This is a genomic window from Roseateles sp. P5_B10 (genome assembly GCF_056400485.1).
This window is the reverse complement of the sequence record NZ_JBFULE010000134.1, coordinates 1-17,101: the sequence shown is the minus strand read 5'-3', so window position 1 is coordinate 17,101 and position 17,101 is coordinate 1. Positions and strand designations below refer to the sequence as shown.

At 67.7% G+C, this 17,101-nt stretch carries 14 protein-coding genes; 6 read left to right on the top strand and 8 right to left on the bottom strand.

Annotation, left to right across the window (positions count from 1 at the left end):
• The 8 genes from AC1DU6_RS11270 to AC1DU6_RS11235 all read right to left on the bottom strand — a co-directional run.
• Nucleotides 1-359 (bottom strand): family 43 glycosylhydrolase (locus tag AC1DU6_RS11270; protein WP_477857241.1); only part of this gene is annotated, 359 nt, incomplete at its 3' end.
• A 396-nt stretch (nucleotides 360-755) separates the two neighbouring features.
• Nucleotides 756-2,171 carry a LacI family DNA-binding transcriptional regulator gene (locus AC1DU6_RS11265; RefSeq protein ID WP_477857239.1) on the bottom strand — a complete coding sequence of 472 codons (1,416 nt, stop codon included), beginning with the start codon at nucleotides 2,169-2,171 and terminating at the stop codon, nucleotides 756-758.
• A 203-nt stretch (nucleotides 2,172-2,374) separates the two neighbouring features.
• Nucleotides 2,375-3,844, bottom strand: coding sequence for a tryptophan halogenase family protein (locus AC1DU6_RS11260; RefSeq protein ID WP_477857238.1), 1,470 nt, complete (start codon nucleotides 3,842-3,844; stop codon nucleotides 2,375-2,377).
• Nucleotides 3,845-3,847: 3 nt separating this feature from the next.
• Nucleotides 3,848-5,359, bottom strand: a complete 1,512-nt coding sequence (locus tag AC1DU6_RS11255) for an ATP-binding protein (RefSeq protein WP_457324949.1) — start codon at nucleotides 5,357-5,359, stop codon at nucleotides 3,848-3,850.
• Nucleotides 5,343-6,068, bottom strand: coding sequence for a response regulator (locus AC1DU6_RS11250; RefSeq protein WP_056203803.1), 726 nt, complete (start codon nucleotides 6,066-6,068; stop codon nucleotides 5,343-5,345). The genes AC1DU6_RS11255 and AC1DU6_RS11250 overlap by 17 nt, the downstream gene beginning before the upstream one ends.
• Entirely contained in the window at nucleotides 6,065-7,354 is a 1,290-nt protein-coding gene (locus AC1DU6_RS11245) for an ABC transporter substrate-binding protein (protein ID WP_457445310.1), read from the bottom strand. The genes AC1DU6_RS11250 and AC1DU6_RS11245 overlap by 4 nt, the downstream gene beginning before the upstream one ends.
• A 149-nt stretch (nucleotides 7,355-7,503) precedes the next feature.
• Nucleotides 7,504-9,846 (bottom strand): ABC transporter permease, encoded by a 2,343-nt coding sequence (locus AC1DU6_RS11240; protein ID WP_477857234.1) that lies wholly within the window; start codon nucleotides 9,844-9,846, stop codon nucleotides 7,504-7,506.
• Entirely contained in the window at nucleotides 9,839-10,261 is a 423-nt protein-coding gene (locus AC1DU6_RS11235; protein WP_477857232.1) for an ATP-binding cassette domain-containing protein, read from the bottom strand. Before AC1DU6_RS11235 ends, AC1DU6_RS11240 begins: the two co-directional genes overlap by 8 nt.
• Nucleotides 10,262-10,392: 131 nt before the next feature.
• Between AC1DU6_RS11235 and AC1DU6_RS11230 the strand changes: the two genes are divergently transcribed.
• The 6 genes from AC1DU6_RS11230 to urtC all read left to right on the top strand — a co-directional run bounded on the left by AC1DU6_RS11230 (nucleotide 10,393) and on the right by urtC (nucleotide 16,933).
• Complete coding sequence (locus AC1DU6_RS11230; RefSeq protein ID WP_477857230.1) at nucleotides 10,393-10,977, top strand: hypothetical protein; 585 nt, start codon at nucleotides 10,393-10,395, stop codon at nucleotides 10,975-10,977.
• 13 nt (nucleotides 10,978-10,990) lie between these two features.
• Nucleotides 10,991-12,007 carry a sensor histidine kinase gene (locus AC1DU6_RS11225; RefSeq protein WP_477857228.1) on the top strand — a complete coding sequence of 339 codons (1,017 nt, stop codon included), beginning with the start codon at nucleotides 10,991-10,993 and terminating at the stop codon, nucleotides 12,005-12,007.
• Complete coding sequence (locus AC1DU6_RS11220) at nucleotides 12,004-12,753, top strand: LytR/AlgR family response regulator transcription factor (protein ID WP_056203785.1); 750 nt, start codon at nucleotides 12,004-12,006, stop codon at nucleotides 12,751-12,753. Before AC1DU6_RS11225 ends, AC1DU6_RS11220 begins: the two co-directional genes overlap by 4 nt.
• 231 nt (nucleotides 12,754-12,984) lie before the next feature.
• Entirely contained in the window at nucleotides 12,985-14,235 is a 1,251-nt protein-coding gene (gene urtA, locus AC1DU6_RS11215) for an urea ABC transporter substrate-binding protein (protein ID WP_056203781.1), read from the top strand.
• Nucleotides 14,236-14,348: 113 nt separating this feature from the next.
• Nucleotides 14,349-15,890, top strand: a complete 1,542-nt coding sequence (urtB, locus tag AC1DU6_RS11210) for an urea ABC transporter permease subunit UrtB (protein WP_477857225.1) — start codon at nucleotides 14,349-14,351, stop codon at nucleotides 15,888-15,890.
• A complete protein-coding gene (urtC, locus tag AC1DU6_RS11205) occupies nucleotides 15,887-16,933 on the top strand; it encodes an urea ABC transporter permease subunit UrtC (protein ID WP_477857223.1) in 1,047 nt (348 codons plus the stop codon). Before urtB ends, urtC begins: the two co-directional genes overlap by 4 nt.
• Nucleotides 16,934-17,101: the final 168 nt, after the last annotated feature.

Genomic DNA, 17,101 nt, shown 5'->3' with positions numbered 1-17,101 from the left:
GTGATCAACGCCGTGCCGCGTGCATCCTTGAACGGGCCCAGCGGGTTGTCGGCCACCGCCACGCCGATGGCCTTGCCCGGCTGCGTGTCGTTGTGCTGCACGGTGGCGTAAAAGTAGAAGCGGCCATTGCGCTGCACCACCTGCGCGGCCCAGGCATCGCTCACCGCCCACTTGAAATCGGTGGGCTTCATGATGGTGCCGTGGGCGGTCCACTGKCGCAGGTCCTTGGACGAGTAGGCCAGCCACTCCTTCATCAGGAAGAAGTCGTTGCCCTTGGCCTCGTCGCGACCCACGTAGAGGTAGGCCGTGTCGCCCACCACCAGCGGTGCGGGGTCGGCGGTGAAGCGGTCGCGCAGCACGGGGTTGGCGCCTGGTGCCAGTCCGGCGGCCGGAGCGGCGGCACACGTGATGGCTGCGCAGCAAAGAGCGGTGTGTTGAAGCAGTCTGGCGAGGCGCATGGCTAAGTGAGAACCTTCAATTCGGTTGTGGCGGCTGTGCACATGGTGGTTTGCGGACTCATCGATCGACCCCACGGGCAAAGCAGGGTCATCGTCAGCAGCGAGGTCCGCGGGAGAAATGAATGGATTCGCCCTGCGGCATATGACTCCTCCAACCTCGCGCCTTGATTCACCGTTTAATCAATTTGATGGGGCGGTTAATCAATTGACCAAAATAGTTGCGGTCGTGCTGCGCAAGCAATCTTAGTTCGTTCGGTGGCCGAACTAACTAGGGAAAAACCTAGCGGCTTCCCCGTGTCAAGGGACGATCAGCTGCGTGCTTCGAGGACCTGGCAAGCTTCGGCCGTGAACGATTTCGATGGGCAGAACGATGTCGCTTGGGCCGGCGTAGGCTTCCCCTCGGCGCTGCGCTTCGATCAACTGCATCAGGACCTCGACCGCGCGGCGCCCCATCTCAAGCAGGGGCTGGCGCACCGTCGTCATGTGCAGTGAGCGGGCCAGCAAGGTGTCATCGAAGCCTGCAATCGAGATGTCCCGAGGAACGCTCAGCCCGACGCCCTCCAATGCCTCGATGCAGCCGAAGGCGATGTCGTCGCTGCCACAGCAGACGGCCTCGGGCAACGGCCGGCCGCGGTGGCGTTGCAGCCATTCCTGCATGGCCTGCCTGCCCCCTTCGCCGGTGAACCACGTGCGGATCACATGGTCGGAAGCAACTTCGACCCCGGCTTCGGCATGGGCGCGCAGGAAGCCCTCGACACGGCGGTCCGCGCCCTTGGCGCGCACCGGTCCCCCCACGCAGAGGATGCGGCGATATCCAAGCCCGAGCATGTGGCGCGCGATGGCATAGCCGCCCGTTTCATCGTCCGCCTCGACGTTCACCTGCGCCCGCAACAGCCTGCCGGCATGGATCGTGACCATGGGCGTATGCGGTGGGAGCCAGGTMGTGCTGTCATCTTCCAGGTAGGGTGCCAGCACGACGAGTCCGTCGACGCGTCCGTCGCACAAGGCCGGGATGCGTTTCGGTGCTTCTTCCCAGCCACTGAGCGGAAAGATGGATGTGGTCTGGTGCGCCTCCGTCGCGCCCCGCACGACGCCGTTGAACACTTCCAGGAGGTAGAGGTTGGGTTCCTCATTGGCGATGTTGGCGACGAAGCCAATGGCATTGGTGCGTTGAAACGTCAGCGCACGCGCGGTCGCGTTAGGCCGGTAGCTCAAGCGCGCCGCCACCGCAAGGACCCGCTCACGCGTCTCGATCGATACGCGCGTCGAACCGTTCGCACCGCTGAGCGCGGAGGACGCCGCCGCTTCAGAAACCCCCGCTTCTCGCGCGACGTCAGCGAGCGTGGGCAACTTGTGACGATGGCTCTTCGGCGGCGTGGAAGGCTTGGGTATCGAAGCGGACACTGTCCGGCGGGCGGGAGAGACGGGGCGGCGCACTCTAGCATCGCGTCTAGCTGGAACCAGGTATCGCCAGAGTTGATCCGACCCTCGACCTCCGGTGCTTGCGGGCGCGGCAGCAATCGTCTTGACGAGTCTGGACGGCGAGCCCGAGCCGGCGTGCTGCACGTGGACGAAGGTCTGGCTGACGACAAACGCAACGTTCTGGCCGCAGAGCGTACCGACGTCCTTGGGAAGGGTGCACCGAAATGCTCGAGCGAAGCCCACCTCGTAAATTCTCATGTTCAGCGAGACGAACTCCGGAAAGTTCTTCATGAGGCGGCGGCTCAGGGTGCCGTGACCACCCGCTTCAGAGCGTCCCGGTCGGTCGCTTGAAAGGAAGCTCGGGAGCTGAGCGGCCAACCTGGGCGCCGCGGCGAAAGACTGCAACCAGCCTGGAGCGGGCGTCGGTCAACACCGGAGTTGGCGAGTGGAGGTGACCTCGACGCGACTGACACGGCAAGTTGGTGCAGGATGGCTCATTCGCCCATCAAGCAGCGATGGTGTGAGCGGAACGCCCGAGCCATGTTGGCCAGGCCTTGTCTTGCGACCGCGGCCGTGACGACCTGAGGCGCCGCGCGCAGCTCAGCTGGGAAGCGGCCCATGCCGGCGAACAGGCAGTACCAGGACGGGCGCAGATACATCAGCTTCGCGCCGTGGCGCTCCAGCTCGGCCTCGAAGTCGCCGCCGCGGTCCCAGACGTCGAGCAGGCTGGCGAGCCGGTCGGAGATGTTCTTGTTGGCGCGGTTGGCACGCCAGTAGTCGGTGTCGCGACGCGTGTTGAGCTGGTAGTGGGCGACGACGTAGTCGCGCACGCCCTCGAACATCTCGCTGACGCGGCGATTGAACGCGTCCTGTTGTCGGCGCTCGAATTCGCCACCTTCCATGGCTGCGATGAACTGCTCCACGCTGAGCTGGATCAGCATCAGCGCCGTCGCTTCCAGCGGTTCGATGAAGCCCTGGGCCAGGCCGATGGCGACGCAGTTCTGGCGCCAGTGCTGCTTCACGCAGCCAACGCGCATGCGCAGGCGTCGCGCGGTGGCGCCTTCGGCCGCGGCGCCGAGGACCTCGCGCAACTCGCGCTCGGCCTCGTCATCGCTGACGAAGTCAGAGCTGTAGACATAGCCATTGCCATAGCGCGTCGTCAGCGGGATCTGCCAGGCCCAGCCGTGGCGCAGGGCGGTCGAGACGGTTTCGCAGGGGATGTCTTCGCCATCGACCAGCGGCGTCGGGATGGCGATGGCGCGGTCGTTGAAGAGGTTGTCGCGATAGGGGAGGAAAGGCTCGCCGAGCGTCTCGGTGATCAGCAGGCCTTTGAAGCCGCTGCAATCAACAAAGAGGTCCGCATCGACGCGCGCGCCGCTCTTCAGGTGCACAGCCGCGATGTCGCCGTTCTCGCGCAGTTCCACGCGCGCCACCGTGTCGACGATGTGGCGCACACCGAGGCCCACCGCGTGCGTGCGCAGGAAGGCGCCGAGCTTGCCAGCGTCGAAGTGATAGGCGTAATCCGTGCCGAGCGGCGCTCTTCGCTGCCGGGCCAACTCTGCGGCGAGAAAGAAGTCCCGCGGGTTGGCATCGGCCGCCTGGCCACGCCGACGCAGACAGGCGTTGGTGAAGAAGAGATTGCCCAGCTCACGGTCCGCTTCACTGAAGAAAGGATGAACGTAGCTCTCGTAGCCCGCAACGGTGCTCCAGCCGGGGAAGCGGATGCTGCTCTTGAAGGTCGCGTCACAGGCCGGCATCCAGTCGCGTTCTTCAATGCCCAGCGTGCGGAAGAAGTGGCGCAAAAAGGGCGTCGAACCCTCGCCGACGCCGATGGTGCCAATGTCGGCCGACTCGATCAGCGTGACGTCAACGCCGAGCCGCGCCCAGCGGTGCCGCAGCAGGTTGGCCGTCATCCAGCCGGCCGTGCCGCCGCCGACGATGGCGATGTGTTTGGGAGGCGCCATTGCTCAGCCTGCGGGTAGGGCAACCCGGACTTCAAATCCGCCGGCCGGGTGATTACGAAACCCGACCGTGCCGCCGTGGTCCGCCACGATCTCGCGCACGATGGACAGGCCCAAGCCCAAGCCCTCCTTGCGCATCGCGGCGCCATGCTCCAGCCGCGTGTAGGGCTGGCCCAGCCGCGCCAGCGCGCTCTCCGGCACACCGGGGCCATGGTCGCGCACGGTCACGAGCACGAGGCCGTCCTCGTCGCTGCACACGCTGACCTCCACCGGTTGCTGCTGGCTTTCGCCGTAGAACATCGCGTTGTCCAGCAAATTGCCGATGGCTCGCTTGAGCGCCAGCGGCTTGCCGAATACCGTCAGCGCCTCGTTCTGCAGCTCGATCTTGTGCCCTCCCATGCGCGCGTCGCGCACCATCTTCTGCAGCACGAGGTCGATGCGCAGCGGCGCGCGGTTCTCGTGGATGTCGGTGTCCTTGACGATCTGCAGCGCCGTTTTCACCATCATGTCCAGCTCGTCGAGGTCCTCATGGAACTCGTCCTGCACGGCGGTGTCGTCCAGCAACTCGCTGCGCAGGCGCAGCCGCGTGATCGGCGTGCGCAGGTCGTGCGAGATGGACGCGAACAGCCGCTCGCGGTCGCCGATGTAGCGGCGGATGCGCTCCTGCATGTCGTTGAAGGCCTCGATGGCCTGGCGCACCTCCTGCGTGCCGCTGACACGCAATGGCTTGGGCGCCACACGCCGGCCCACGCGCGCGGCCGCCTGGCTCAGGCCCGCCAGCGGCCGCGTGATGGCGCGCACGGCGATCAGCGTCAGCAGCACGGCCAGGCCCAGGGCCAGCAGTTGCGGCGTCAAGCGTTGCCAGGTGAAGAACTCCAGCTGCTCCAGGAAGTAGGGATCGGGCAGGGTGCTGCTCAGGTAGAGCCACACGCCCGGCTCGGTCTCGGCCTGGATGACGAGAAAGGGCGCGGGCCGCTCGGCGGCAATCAACGAGGGCTCGACCCAGCTCTCCGGCAAGTCGCTCAGCAGCGCGCCGCTGGGCGACACGGCCAGGCCGATGGGCGAGGCCAGCGCCACGCGCAGCGGCGTGCCCTTGGGCAACTGGGCGGTCAGTTCCTGTGTGACCTGTTGCTCCAACATGTGCGCCATCGGCTGGCTGGGAAGGGGCTCAACACTGACCGCGGCGCCGTTGAAGAAGACGAGGAAGCGTGTGCCGCCCATCGTGCGCAACTGTTCGATGAGCAGGGGGCGATAGGCCGCCGGCAGCTCACGCAGCGCACGTACGGCACCTATTGCACCGCTGGCGACGTGATGCGCGGCCAGCTCGGTCTGGCGCCGCACCCGCTGCTCGATCTGGCTGTACCAGAGCAGGTTGACGACCAACTGCACAAGAGCCAGGCCGCCCAGCATGGCCAGCACGAAGCGGCCCTGCAGGCTGTCGAACAGAAAGCTGCTGGCGCGCTGCCACCAGCGGCGCGCCGGTACGGGCGGCCCTGCGTCCTCAACCTCCGAGGGCATGCCTTGGCGTCACCGTCGTTGAGAAAACGTAGCCCGAGCCGCGCACGGTCTTGATCAGCGCCGGCTGCTTGCCATCGTCCTGCAGGCGCTGGCGCAGGCGGCTGACCTGCACGTCCAGCGACCGGTCCAGCGGCCCCAGGTCGCGGCCGCGCGTGACCTCGGCCAGGCGGCTGCGGTCCAGCACTTCGCCGGGGTGCTCGACGAGGAGCTTGAGCAGCTGGAAGTCCATGCCCGACAGCGCGGTGGCTGTGCCGTCGGGGTCGATGAGGCTGCGCTCCAGCAGGTCCAGCGTGAAGCCGTTGAAGGCGTAGTAGCGCGGCTCCTTGGCCTTCTCCTGGCCGGTGCGGCGCGTGATGGCCTTGATGCGAGCCAGCAGCTCGCGCGGGTTGAAGGGCTTGCCGAGGTAGTCGTCGGCGCCCAGCTCCAGGCCGACGATACGGTCGGTTTCGTCGGCGCTGGCGGTCAGCATGATGACGGGCACCTCGGAGCGGCGGCGCACCGACTGGCACAGCGTGAAGCCCTCGGTGTCGGGCAGCATCACGTCCAGGATGCACAGGCTGATTTCGTCGCGGTGGCGTTCGAACTCGGCCATGAAGCTGGCGCCATCGTGGGCCAGCAGCACCTCGTACTGGTTTTTCTCGAGATAGGTCTTCAACAGGCTGCGGATTTTTTGATCGTCGTCGACGATCAGGATCTTGCGCGGGGTCATGGGACAGCTTTCTTGGGAGCGAGTGCGCGCAGCAGGCCCTGCAGCTTGCGCTGTGCGGCAGCGGGCGTCTGGCTCGGGTCCAGCGCAAAGCGGTGGACGGTTTCGATGATGGCGTTCTTGCCGACCTCGCCAAAGGCCATGCGGTGCACGAGGCTCGGCACGCGCGGCGTGTTGGGGTTGGCGAAGAGATGGAAGGAGGCTTGCGCGCAGGGGTCCAGCTCGTCCACCGGCACGTCGCGGCGCACGGGGATGGAGCCCTTGATGCGGTTGTAGCCCAGTTGCAGTGTGGCGCTGCCGAGCAGCTCGGCCATCTTTTCCTGGTCGGCCTGGCTGCCGCCATTGCCGGCCAGCATGGCCAGGGTGTCGATGCTGTAGAGATGGGCCTGGGCGGTGCCGGGCACGGCCTTGCAGCTGAAGTCGCGCTCACCTTCCAGCCCCATGGCGCCCAACTCGCCGCGAGCCCAGTCGCCCATGATCATCATGGCCGCGCGCTCATTGGCGAAGTCGGCAACGACGTCGGTCCAAGGGCGCTCGCCGGGCGCCACCCCGCTGGCTGGCAGAGCGAGGTTGCGCCAGTTGCGCAGGCGCTTGAGGGCGCGCTCCAGCGCCGGGTCGTCGAAAGCGCTGAGGTCGCGTTGCTCCAGCATGCGGCGGTACAGCGCCGGGCCGGCTTCGCTGAGCAGCATGGCCTCGAAGATGGTGGCCACCTGCCAGGGCTCGTCGCTGAAGGCGACCGGCGTGACGCCGACAGCGCGCAGCTTGACGGCGGCGCGCTCCAGGCCGTCCCAGTCATTGGGCGGCTCGATGCCATGGCGCTTCAGCAACGCTTTGTTCAGATAGAGGTTGTTGATGCGCTGGATGCCCAACGGTGCCGCGACGATGTGCCCGCGCACCGTCACCTGGGCCATGACCTGCGGGAACATGACCTTGGACCAGTTGCGCTTCGCGGCGACACCGTCGAGTTCGAGCAGCAGGCCCATGTCGGCCCATTCGTTCATGGACGCGCCGTTGAGCTGCGCCACCTTGGGCGCCATGCGGCGCAGGATGCGCTCGTTCAGCACCTTGATGGCCGGCCCGCCGCCGCCGCCGGCCACGGCACCGTCCACCCACTTCAGGCCGTTCTCGGCCATGCGTGCGGCGACGTGGTTGGCCGCGGCGCGTTCGCTGGCAGACGTCCACCAGTGCAGCACGTTGAGCTCACCGCTGCCTTCGGGCGCAGGCGAGGTCGAAGCAGGCCCAGCCGCCATGGCCGCGCAACTCCAGGGCAACACCGCCAACGCCAACATGCGCCGCATCTTGCGGGCCGCCCGGCAGCGCCAACCTTGCGTTTCGTACGACTTCTGTAATGTTGTGTGACTCAAGGAGATCGCCACCTGCCGGGAGGCCGCGATTGTCTTGAGAAGTGCTTCAAATGGCGATTGGGGCTTACCGTGACTCAGGCGTAGGCAAGCGCCTGCGCAGCGGGAATGCGCAACGCGCGGCGTGCGGGCAGCGCGCAGGCAATCAGCGAGATCAGCGCCATCAATCCGAGCCAGCCGAACGCCGTGGCCGGGCTCGGCAGCAAGCGCCATGGCACGCTGAACATGATGCGGCCGAAGGCCACCTCGAGCAGGGCGCTGATGGGCAGGGCCAGGGGCAGCGACGTCAGCCAGGCCAGCACGACCAGGGTCAGGCCCTCGACCTGCACCATTGCCAGGATGGCGCCATCGCGTGCACCGATGGCCCGAAGCACACCGATCTCGCGCCGGCGCTCCAGCACGGCCAGGCCCATCGTCGAGGCCAGGCCCATCGCACCGACGGCAATCATCACCAGGCCCATGGCGCCAAGGAAGTCCACAACCATCAGCAGATGGTCCTCGACGACGCGGCGGTTGTCGGCCTGGGACTGGCTGGCGGCGACGCCGATGCCGGCCTCGGTGAGGGACGCGCGCAGCTGCTGTACCGCGTCGAGCAGGGCGACGGGCGAGGCCGGGCGATCGAGCTTCAGCACCAGGCTGGTCGCGAGCTCGTTGCCGGCCAGCGCGTCCAGCGTGGCGCGCGAGGTGTAGGCCAGGGCTTGCGGGCCGGCATCGACGAGGCCGACGACGGTCCAGTCTCGCTCGGCGATGCGYTGGTGGCTGCCGACGGTCAGCGYGGGCTGCTGCCTCTGCAGCAGACGGCTGACGACAAGTTCGCCGTCACCCGCCAGCCAACGACCCTCGAGCAGACGCGGCGCCAGCAGACGGCCGCTGGGCGGCACGCCGAGCAGCGTCAGCGGCTCGGCACCGAGGCTGGTACGCAGCCCGCGCCAGGCCTCGGCCGCCGCGACGCCAGGCACCTGCTGGGCCAGCGCCTCCAGCTTGGTGGCGGGTGAAGGCGTGGCGACGCGCACCTGCAGCTGGAAGCGCTGGGCATCGAAGAGATCGTCCACCGACCCGCGCACGGCGCTGCGCAGATTGGCCGCGCCCAGGTACACCGCGCCGCCGCTGGCCAGGGCCAGCACGGTCAGCAGCATGCGCTGGCGGCGGCGGAAGGCATTGCCCACCGACAGCAGCAGTGGCCGCGCCCAGCCACCGAGCAGCGGCACCAGCCGCGCCGCCAGCGCGCCACGCTGCAGGCTCAGCGGCCGGCCTTCGCGGGTGATGCCGATGTCGCGCAGCGCCTCGCCCACGGGGCGGCGCAGGGCCGTACGCACCGGCAGCGCGGCGGCGGCCAGCGGCAGCGCGAGCCCGACGGCCAACTGCATCGTGACGCCCCACGCCGGTGTGGCGATGCCGTCGAGCGGAAAGTTCAGCAGCTCGGCCTTGAGACCGCCGTAGAGCCGCCCCAGCCACAGCGCCAAGGGCAGTGCGATTGCCGAGGCCAGCAGGCCTAAAGCGCCAGCCTGGGCCAGCACCATCGCGCCGATCTGGCCAGGCGAGCCGCCCAGCACCTTCATGACGGCGATCTCGCGCGTCTGCCCGGCCAGCATCGCGGCCACGAGGTTGACGACCAGGAAGCCGCAGGCCAGCAGCGCCAGCAGGCCGAAGGCGCCCTGGGTCATCAGCAGCGAGTCCATCTGCGCAGCGTGGATGTGCTGGCCGGGTTCGGGCACGTCGACGCTCTTGACCACGTAGCCACCGGCGATCAGCGCGGCCTTCAAGCTGTCGACGACAGCGCGCACGTCGGTGCGCGTCGCGTGCTCGTCCCGCATGCGGAACTGCAATTCGTTGAAACCCGCTGGCGCACCCAGTCGCGTCAGCGTCGCTGCGGTGCCGTACAGGTAGACGAGGTTTTCCATCCAGCCGGGCGCCTGGCTGACGTCGCGCACCAAGCCCCTGATGTCGACCGGCACCGTCTCGGCACCGGCCGCGCGCAGGGATACCGGCTCGCCAACGCTGGCGCCGGAGAAGTCCAGCGAGGAGCGTTCGATCCACAGCCCGCCGTCCATCGGTGGCGTGTCGAGCTGCAGCCGCCCGATGTCGGCGCGCTGAAAGTCGTCGAACGCGATGACGACGGCATTGCGCGACCGGCCATTGGCCTGCACGGCGGCCATCACGCTGCGCCGCAGCCGTGCGGCGGCGACCTGGGGCTGTGCCTTGGCAAGGGCCAGCGCCTGCGCATCGGCCCGGTCCAGCACCAGCGTGGCCGAGACGGGCAGGCTGGCGCTATAGCCCTGGTCGGTGGCGCGTTCGACCAGGGTCCACGCATTCAGGATGGTGCCGGCGGCGGTCAGCCCCAGCGCGACCGCGAGCACGACCAGCAGGCTGCGCGCGCGGTGTTGCCAGAGGTCGCGCCAACTTTTCAGTGCCCTAAGCATGACGGCGGTCCTCGACGAGGCGGCCGTCGCGCAGGCGCAGGCTGCGCTGCACCTGGCCCAGAGCGGCGGCTTCGTGCGTGACCATGACGACGTTCTCCAGCGCCGTCAGCGTGGGCAGCAGCTGGAAGAACTGGAAGACGACGCCGACGGCGCGGCCGCGCCAGCGGGACAGTGCGCGCTCGGGCAGGGCGCGCAGGTCTTGACCAGCCACGCTCAGCTCGCCGCAGCCGGCGCGGTCGATACCGGCGAGCAGGTTGAGCAGCGTCGACTTGCCACTGCCCGAAGGGCCGACCACGGCGACAAACTCGCCGGCGTGGATGTCGAGGTCGAGGGCGGCGAGGGCCTGGAAATCGCCGCCCGCTTGCGGGTAGCTCTTGCCGACGCCGCGCAGGTGGATGAGTGCAGTTGGGTCCATGGCGACCAATGTAGGAAGCCGCCGGCCGCGCGGCGCACCGTTGGACGGCACCGTTGTGCCACTCGGCGATTTGGCCCTCGCCAGGCGTCGCGCGCGTCGCGATGCTGCGCCATCCCTTACCTGGAGACGTCATGAAAGCTCTTGTCCTGTCCCTCGCTCTCGCCTTCACCGGCATTGCCCATGCCCAGCATGGCGGCGCGGTGCCCGCAGCCGCCGCTGCGCCGGCCGAAGCCGCGCAGTTCGACTTCCTCGTTGGCCAGTGGGAGCTGGAGGTTGCACCCAAGGTCGGCGGTCTGGCCGCGATGATCCACGGCGCACCGAAGCTGGTGGGCAGCTGGAAGGCCTGGAAAGCCTTCGACGGCTACGGCCTGGATGACGAGCTGCGCATCTTCGATGCGTCGGGCAACCCGACGTCGCTGAACTACAGCCAGCGCATCTTCGACGCCAAGACCAAGCGCTGGCTCATCAGCGGCCTGGACGTCTACCGCGCGCGCTTCGGCAGCAGCAACGGCCAGTGGCAGGGCGGTGAAATGCTGCTCGAGGGCAGTGGTCAGAACGCCGAGGGCAAGCCGGTGCTGACACGCACGCGCTTCACCGAGATCACCGCTGACCGCTTCAAGATGCGCCAGGACCGCTCGCTGGACAATGGCGCGAACTGGGAGGAGGGGACGCTGACCATCGTCGCCAAGCGCACGTCGCGCAAAGCGGTTAGATAGGCGCGGAGCAGGAATGGGCAGAGCCTGGATCTGGGTGCAATGGCTGATCGGCTGGCTGCCGGTAGCAGCGCTGTTCGCGGTGCTGATGATGACCGTGCATGGCGCCGGCATTCACGAGGCCTTGCATTACTCGCTGCGGCTGATGGCGACGGCGGCCGTGCTTGGGCTCGCCGTGCACCGCTTCACCGCTCGCCTGCCGTGGCCACATCCGCTGAAGCTGAGCTTCGTCGCCAAGCATGCGCTCGGTGCGACGCTGTACGCCGTGGCCTGGGTCGCGGCCAACAGCATCGTGGAGAGCCTCGTGGTGGGCCGCGTCGTCCTGGTGGTTGGGCCCGGCATCGCGGCCTATCTCGTCACCGGCGTGTGGTTCTACGTGATGATCGCCGGCGTCGCCTACGCCCAGCGCGCCGCGGCCCGCAACGCGCAGCTGGAGGCGCTGCAGGCGCGCAGCCAGCTGGCGGCCCTGCGCGCCCAGCTGCATCCGCACTTCCTGTTCAACGCGCTGCACACCGTGGTGCAGCTGATCCCACTCGACCCCGAACGCGCCACGCGCGCGGCCGAGCAACTCGCGGCCTTGCTGCGCGCGAGCTTCGACAACCCGCGCGAGTTCGTCACGCTGCGCGAGGAGTGGGCGATGGTGCAGCTGTACCTGGACATCGAGGCCATCCGCTTCGGCGAGCGCCTGCGTGTCGTCACCGAGTTCGAGGACGCGGCGCTGAACGAGCTGCTGCCGAGCTTCGCGCTGCAGACGCTGGTGGAAAACGCGGTGCGCCACGGTGCCGCGCCGCGGGTCGAGGCGACGACGGTGCGGGTCACTGCACGCGTCGAAGGCGAGACCCTGTTGATCGCCACAGCTGATGACGGCATGGGCGCTGAGCCCGCCGCGCTGGAGACCGGCGGCACCGGCCTGCGCCGGCTGCGCGAGCGGCTGGGTTGGCTCTACGGCGCCAGCGCTTCACTGACGGTGCAGACGGCGCCTGGCCGGGGCCTGCGCGCCGAACTGCGCCTGCCGGTGAAGGACGAGGCATGACGGCCGCTGTCACCGCCCTGATCGCCGACGACGAGCCCGTCGCCCGTGCCGGCTTGCGCCATCTGCTGCGAGGCCTGTCCTGGCTGCATTGCGTGGGCGAAGCGGCCGATGGCCCGGCGGCGCTGGCCGAGATCCAGCGCCTGAAGCCCGAGCTGGTCTTCCTGGACATCCAGATGCCGGGTCTGCTGGGCACCGAGGTGCTGCGCCGCCTTGCGGCGTCCGGCACGCCGCCACTGGTCATCTTCACGACGGCCCACGCTGAACACGCCATCACGGCCTTCGAGCTGGGCGCGCTGGACTATCTGCTCAAGCCCTTCGGCGCTGAGCGGCTCAATGCCACGCTGGAGCGTGTGCGCGCCGCCCTGGGCGAGCCCTGCCCACCGGCGTTGGAGCGACTGGCCGAGCTGCTCGGGCGCGGCCCGCTGACACGCCTGTTCGTGCGCAGCGGCGCGGCCATCGTGCCGGTGGCCGTGGCCGAGGTCAGCCACTTCGAGGCAGTGGGCGACTACGTCGCCGTGCACGCCGGCGGTGCCGAGCACTTGCTGCATCTGGCCCTGGCGCGGCTGGAGGAGAGGCTGGACGCCGAGCGCTGGGTGCGCATCCACCGCGGTTGCATYGTCAACCTGGATGCGGTGGCGCGCTTCCGGCGCCTGGCCAATGGCCAGCTCAGCGCCGAACTGAAGGACGGCCGGGCGTTGATGGTCAGCCGAAGCCGGTCCCAGGTCTTGCGCGGCTTGGCTGGCTAGGGTCTACCCGCAAGCCACAAATCGGGGCATGACCAGCCCTGTTTTCGTGCAATAGCCCAATGCTGCAGTACACCAACGGTGCGAATCGCACCGCGACAGGGCTGTCATGGGCCGTGAACGTGCGACCGGCCGGRCGATCGCCGGGTGTGACGAAGTGCACGAAGCTGGCACGAGGCTTGCGCTCATGCCCTCCGGCTACCCGACCCTCACATCCAACCTGGAGGAATACCGATGCTTCGCCGTTCCGCTCTTGCACTGGCCACCGCTGCCACCCTGCTCCCCCACGCCGCCTTTGCTGCCGACACCATCAAGGTCGGCGTGCTGCACTCGCTGTCCGGCACCATGGCCATTTCCGAGACCGTGTTGAAGGACACCGTGCTGATGGCCATCGACGAGATCAACGCCAAGGGCGGCTTGCTCGGCAAGAAGCTGGAGCCGGTGGTGGTTGACCCGGCTTCCAACTGGCCGCTGTTCGCCGAGAAGGCCAAGCAGCTCATCTCGCAGGACAAGGTCGCCGTCGTGTTCGGCTGCTGGACCTCGGTGAGCCGCAAGTCGGTGCTGCCGGTCTTCGAGCAGACCAACGCGCTGTTGTTCTACCCGGTGCAGTACGAGGGTGAAGAGCTGAGCAAGAACGTGTTCTACACGGGTGCCGCGCCCAACCAGCAGGCCATCCCCGCCGTCGAATACCTGATGAGCAAGGACGGCGGTGGCGCCAAGCGCTTCGTGCTGCTGGGCACCGATTACGTCTACCCGCGCACGACGAACAAGATCCTGCGCGCCTTCCTGAAGAGCAAGGGCATCCCCGAAGCCGACATCATGGAGGACTACACCCCCTTCGGCCACGCGGACTACCAAAGCATCATTGCCAAGATCAAGAAGTTCGCCGCCGAAGGCAAGAAGACGGCGGTCATCTCCACGATCAACGGCGACTCCAACGTGCCCTTCTACAAGGAACTGGGCAACCAGGGCCTGAAGGCGACCGATGTGCCGGTGGTGGCCTTCTCGGTCGGTGAGGAAGAGCTGCGCGGCGTGGACACCAAGCCGCTGCAAGGCCACCTGGCCGCGTGGAACTACTTCATGTCCATCAAGGCACCGGCCAACGACGCCTTCATCAAGAAGTGGAGCGACTACGCCAAGGCCAAGGGCATCGCCGGCCACAAGGACAAGCCGCTGACCAACGACCCGATGGAAGCCACCTACATCGGCATCAACATGTGGGCGCAAGCCGTCAAGAAGGCCGGTAGCACCGACACCGACAAGGTCATCGCGGCGATGGCCGGCCAGACCTTCACGGCACCGTCGGGCATCACGTCCAAGATGGACGAGAAGAACCACCACCTGCACAAGTCGGTCTTCATCGGCGAAGTGAAGGGGGACGGCCAGTTCAACGTGGTGTGGAAGACGCCGGGCCCGGTCAAGGCCCAGCCGTGGAGCCCCTACATCCCTGAGAACAAGGGCAAGAAGGACGAGCCGACGAAGTAAGCCGCAGCAAAGCTGCGGCGCGCCGTCCGACCGGCCAGGCCGGGTTGGGCGGCGCCCACTGGAGAGGCGCGCGTGCTGTCGCACCGCGCCGGTTTTGACTCGGCTGGGCCTTCATGATCAAGCGACTTCTTTTCGGTTGGCTGCTGGCGCTGTGTGGCCTTCAAGCCTGGGCTGCGTTGCCACCCGAGCTGCTCACGCGCATTGCGGCGGGTGAAGGCGACGAACGTGTCGCCGCCCTGAACGAGGCCGTGGCCCAGGCTGACCCTGCGCTGGCGGACTATCTGCATGCCTTGCTCGACGGCCGGGTGCGGCTGCGCGAGGGCAAGGCGGTCGTGGCCGCCGAGGGCGCCGCGCCGCCCGACGGCGAGGAGCCGATGCTGAACAACCGCCTGCGCCGCGAAATCGACTCGGCCCTGGCCGGGCTGGCCCTGCTGTCCAAGGACCGCGGCGTGCGAGCCAAAGCGCTGGCGACGCTGCGTGAGGATGCCAGCGCCGCCAAGCTGCCGCTGTACGAGCGTGCGCTGGCGRCCGAGACCGATGCGGACCTGCGCGGCCAGTTGAGTGCGCTGGTGGCCGGCGCCAAGCTGTCGTCCACCGACGCTGCACAGCGCCGCGCCGCTGCCGTCGAGCTGGCCGGCAGCGCCGACCCGACGACGCGGGCCCTGCTGCTGGATCGCATCGGCAGCGAGACCGATGCCGCCACCAAGGCCGCGATGAAGAACGCCATCGACGCCATCGGCGACCGCCTGGCCTGGGGCGAGCGCGCGCAGCTGCTGTTCTCGGGCTTGAGCCTGGGCTCGGTGCTGCTGCTGGTCGCGCTGGGCCTGGCCATCACCTACGGCCTGATGGGCGTCATCAACATGGCCCACGGCGAGCTGCTGATGGTGGGCGCCTACGCCACCTACTGCGTGCAGCAGGGCTTTCGCGCCTGGCTGCCCGCTGCCTTCGATTACTACCTGTGGCTGGCATTGCCGGCCAGCTTCATCGTCGCGGCCCTGGTCGGAGCGGCGATGGAGCGCACGGTGATCCGCTGGCTCTACGGTCGGCCGCTGGAGACGCTGCTGGCCACCTGGGGCATCTCGCTGGTGCTGATGCAGGCCGTACGCACGCTGTTCGGCGCGCAGAACGTGGCAGTCGAGAACCCCACCTGGCTGTCCGGCGGCTGGGCGCTGCTGCCCAATCTGACGCTGCCCTACAACCGCCTGGCCATTCTTGGATTTGCAGCGCTGGTGCTGGTCGGCATGGCTTTGCTGCTGGCAAAGACGCGTTTGGGCCTGATGGTGCGTGGCGTCACGCAGAACCGCCGCATGGCGGCCTGCGTGGGCGTCAACACCGCCAAAGTTGACACCATGGCCTTCGCGCTCGGCTCCGGCATCGCGGGCCTGGCCGGCTGCGCACTGAGCCAGATCGGCAATGTCGGCCCTGACCTCGGCCAGAGCTACATCGTCGACGCCTTCATGGTCGTCGTGCTCGGCGGCGTGGGCCAGCTTGCCGGCACCGTCTACGCGGGCTTGGGCCTTGGGGTGCTGTCCAAGCTGCTGGAGGGTTGGCAGGGCGCTGTGCTCGCCAAGATCGCGCTGCTCATGTTGCTGGTGCTYGTCATCCAGAAAAAGCCACAAGGCCTGTTCGCATTGAAGGGCAGGTCGGTCGAATGAAGAAGACGTTGCTCATCGCGGTGGCCCTCGTGCTGCTGTTCGTGCCCTTGCTGCACCTCGCTTTCCCGCCCGGCCACGCGCTGCACTTGAGCGAGTTCTACGTGGGCCTGCTCGGCAAGTTTCTTTGCTTTGCCATTTGTGCCCTGGCCTTGGACCTCATCTGGGGTTTCGGCGGCATCCTGTCGCTGGGCCATGGGCTTTTCTTTGCCCTGGGTGGCTATGGCATGGGCATGTATTTGATGCGCCAGATTGGCCGCGAAGGGCAGTACCAGTCGGACCTGCCGGACTTCATGGTCTTCCTGAACTGGAAGGAACTGCCCTGGCACTGGGCGCTCAGCGATTCGCTGGTGGGCCAGATCTTCCTGGCGTTGGCCGTGCCCGGCCTGCTGGCGGCGGTGTTCGGCTACTTCGCCTTCCGCTCGCGCATCCAGGGCGTGTATTTTTCCATCATCACGCAGGCGCTGACGGTGGCGGCCATGCTGCTGTTCTTCCGCAACGAGACGGGTTTTGGCGGCAACAATGGCTTCACCGACTTCAAGCGCCTGGCCGGCATGCCGCTGAACACGCCGGGCATGAAGGTCGGCCTGTGCGTGGCCAGCGGCGTGGCGCTGATTACTTGCTACCTGATCGCCCGGGCACTGACGAAAAGCCGCTGGGGCCGCATCCTGCAGGCCATCCGCGACGCCGAAGGTCGCGTGCGCTTCCTCGGCTATGACCCGGTCGCGTTCAAGCTCAGCGCCTACGTGATCTCGGCGGTCATGTGCGCGCTGGCCGGCATCCTCTACGTGCCCCAGGTCGGCATCATCAACCCGGGCGAGATGAGCCCGGCGGCCAGTATCGAGATGGCCATCTGGGCAGCGGTCGGCGGGCGCGGCACGCTGATCGGACCGGTGCTCGGTGCCTTCTTCGTCAATGGGACGAAATCGGTCTTCACGGCCTGGTGGCCGGAGGGCTGGCTCTATATCCTCGGCGGGCTCTTCATCGCGGTGACGCTGTTCCTGCCGCAAGGCTTGATGGGGCTGGCGAAGAGGTTCAAGAAATGACACCAGAACTTCTTGAGGCGGGCGCTGAGGCTCGCTCCCGTGCCATTACCCGCTTCGCCACGTCTGGCGAGCCTGTTTTCAACCAAGGTGTTGCGCTCTACGTCGAAGACCTCAAGGTCGCCTTCGATGGCTTCCAGGCGCTGGGCGGCTTGTCGTTCACGGTGGGCG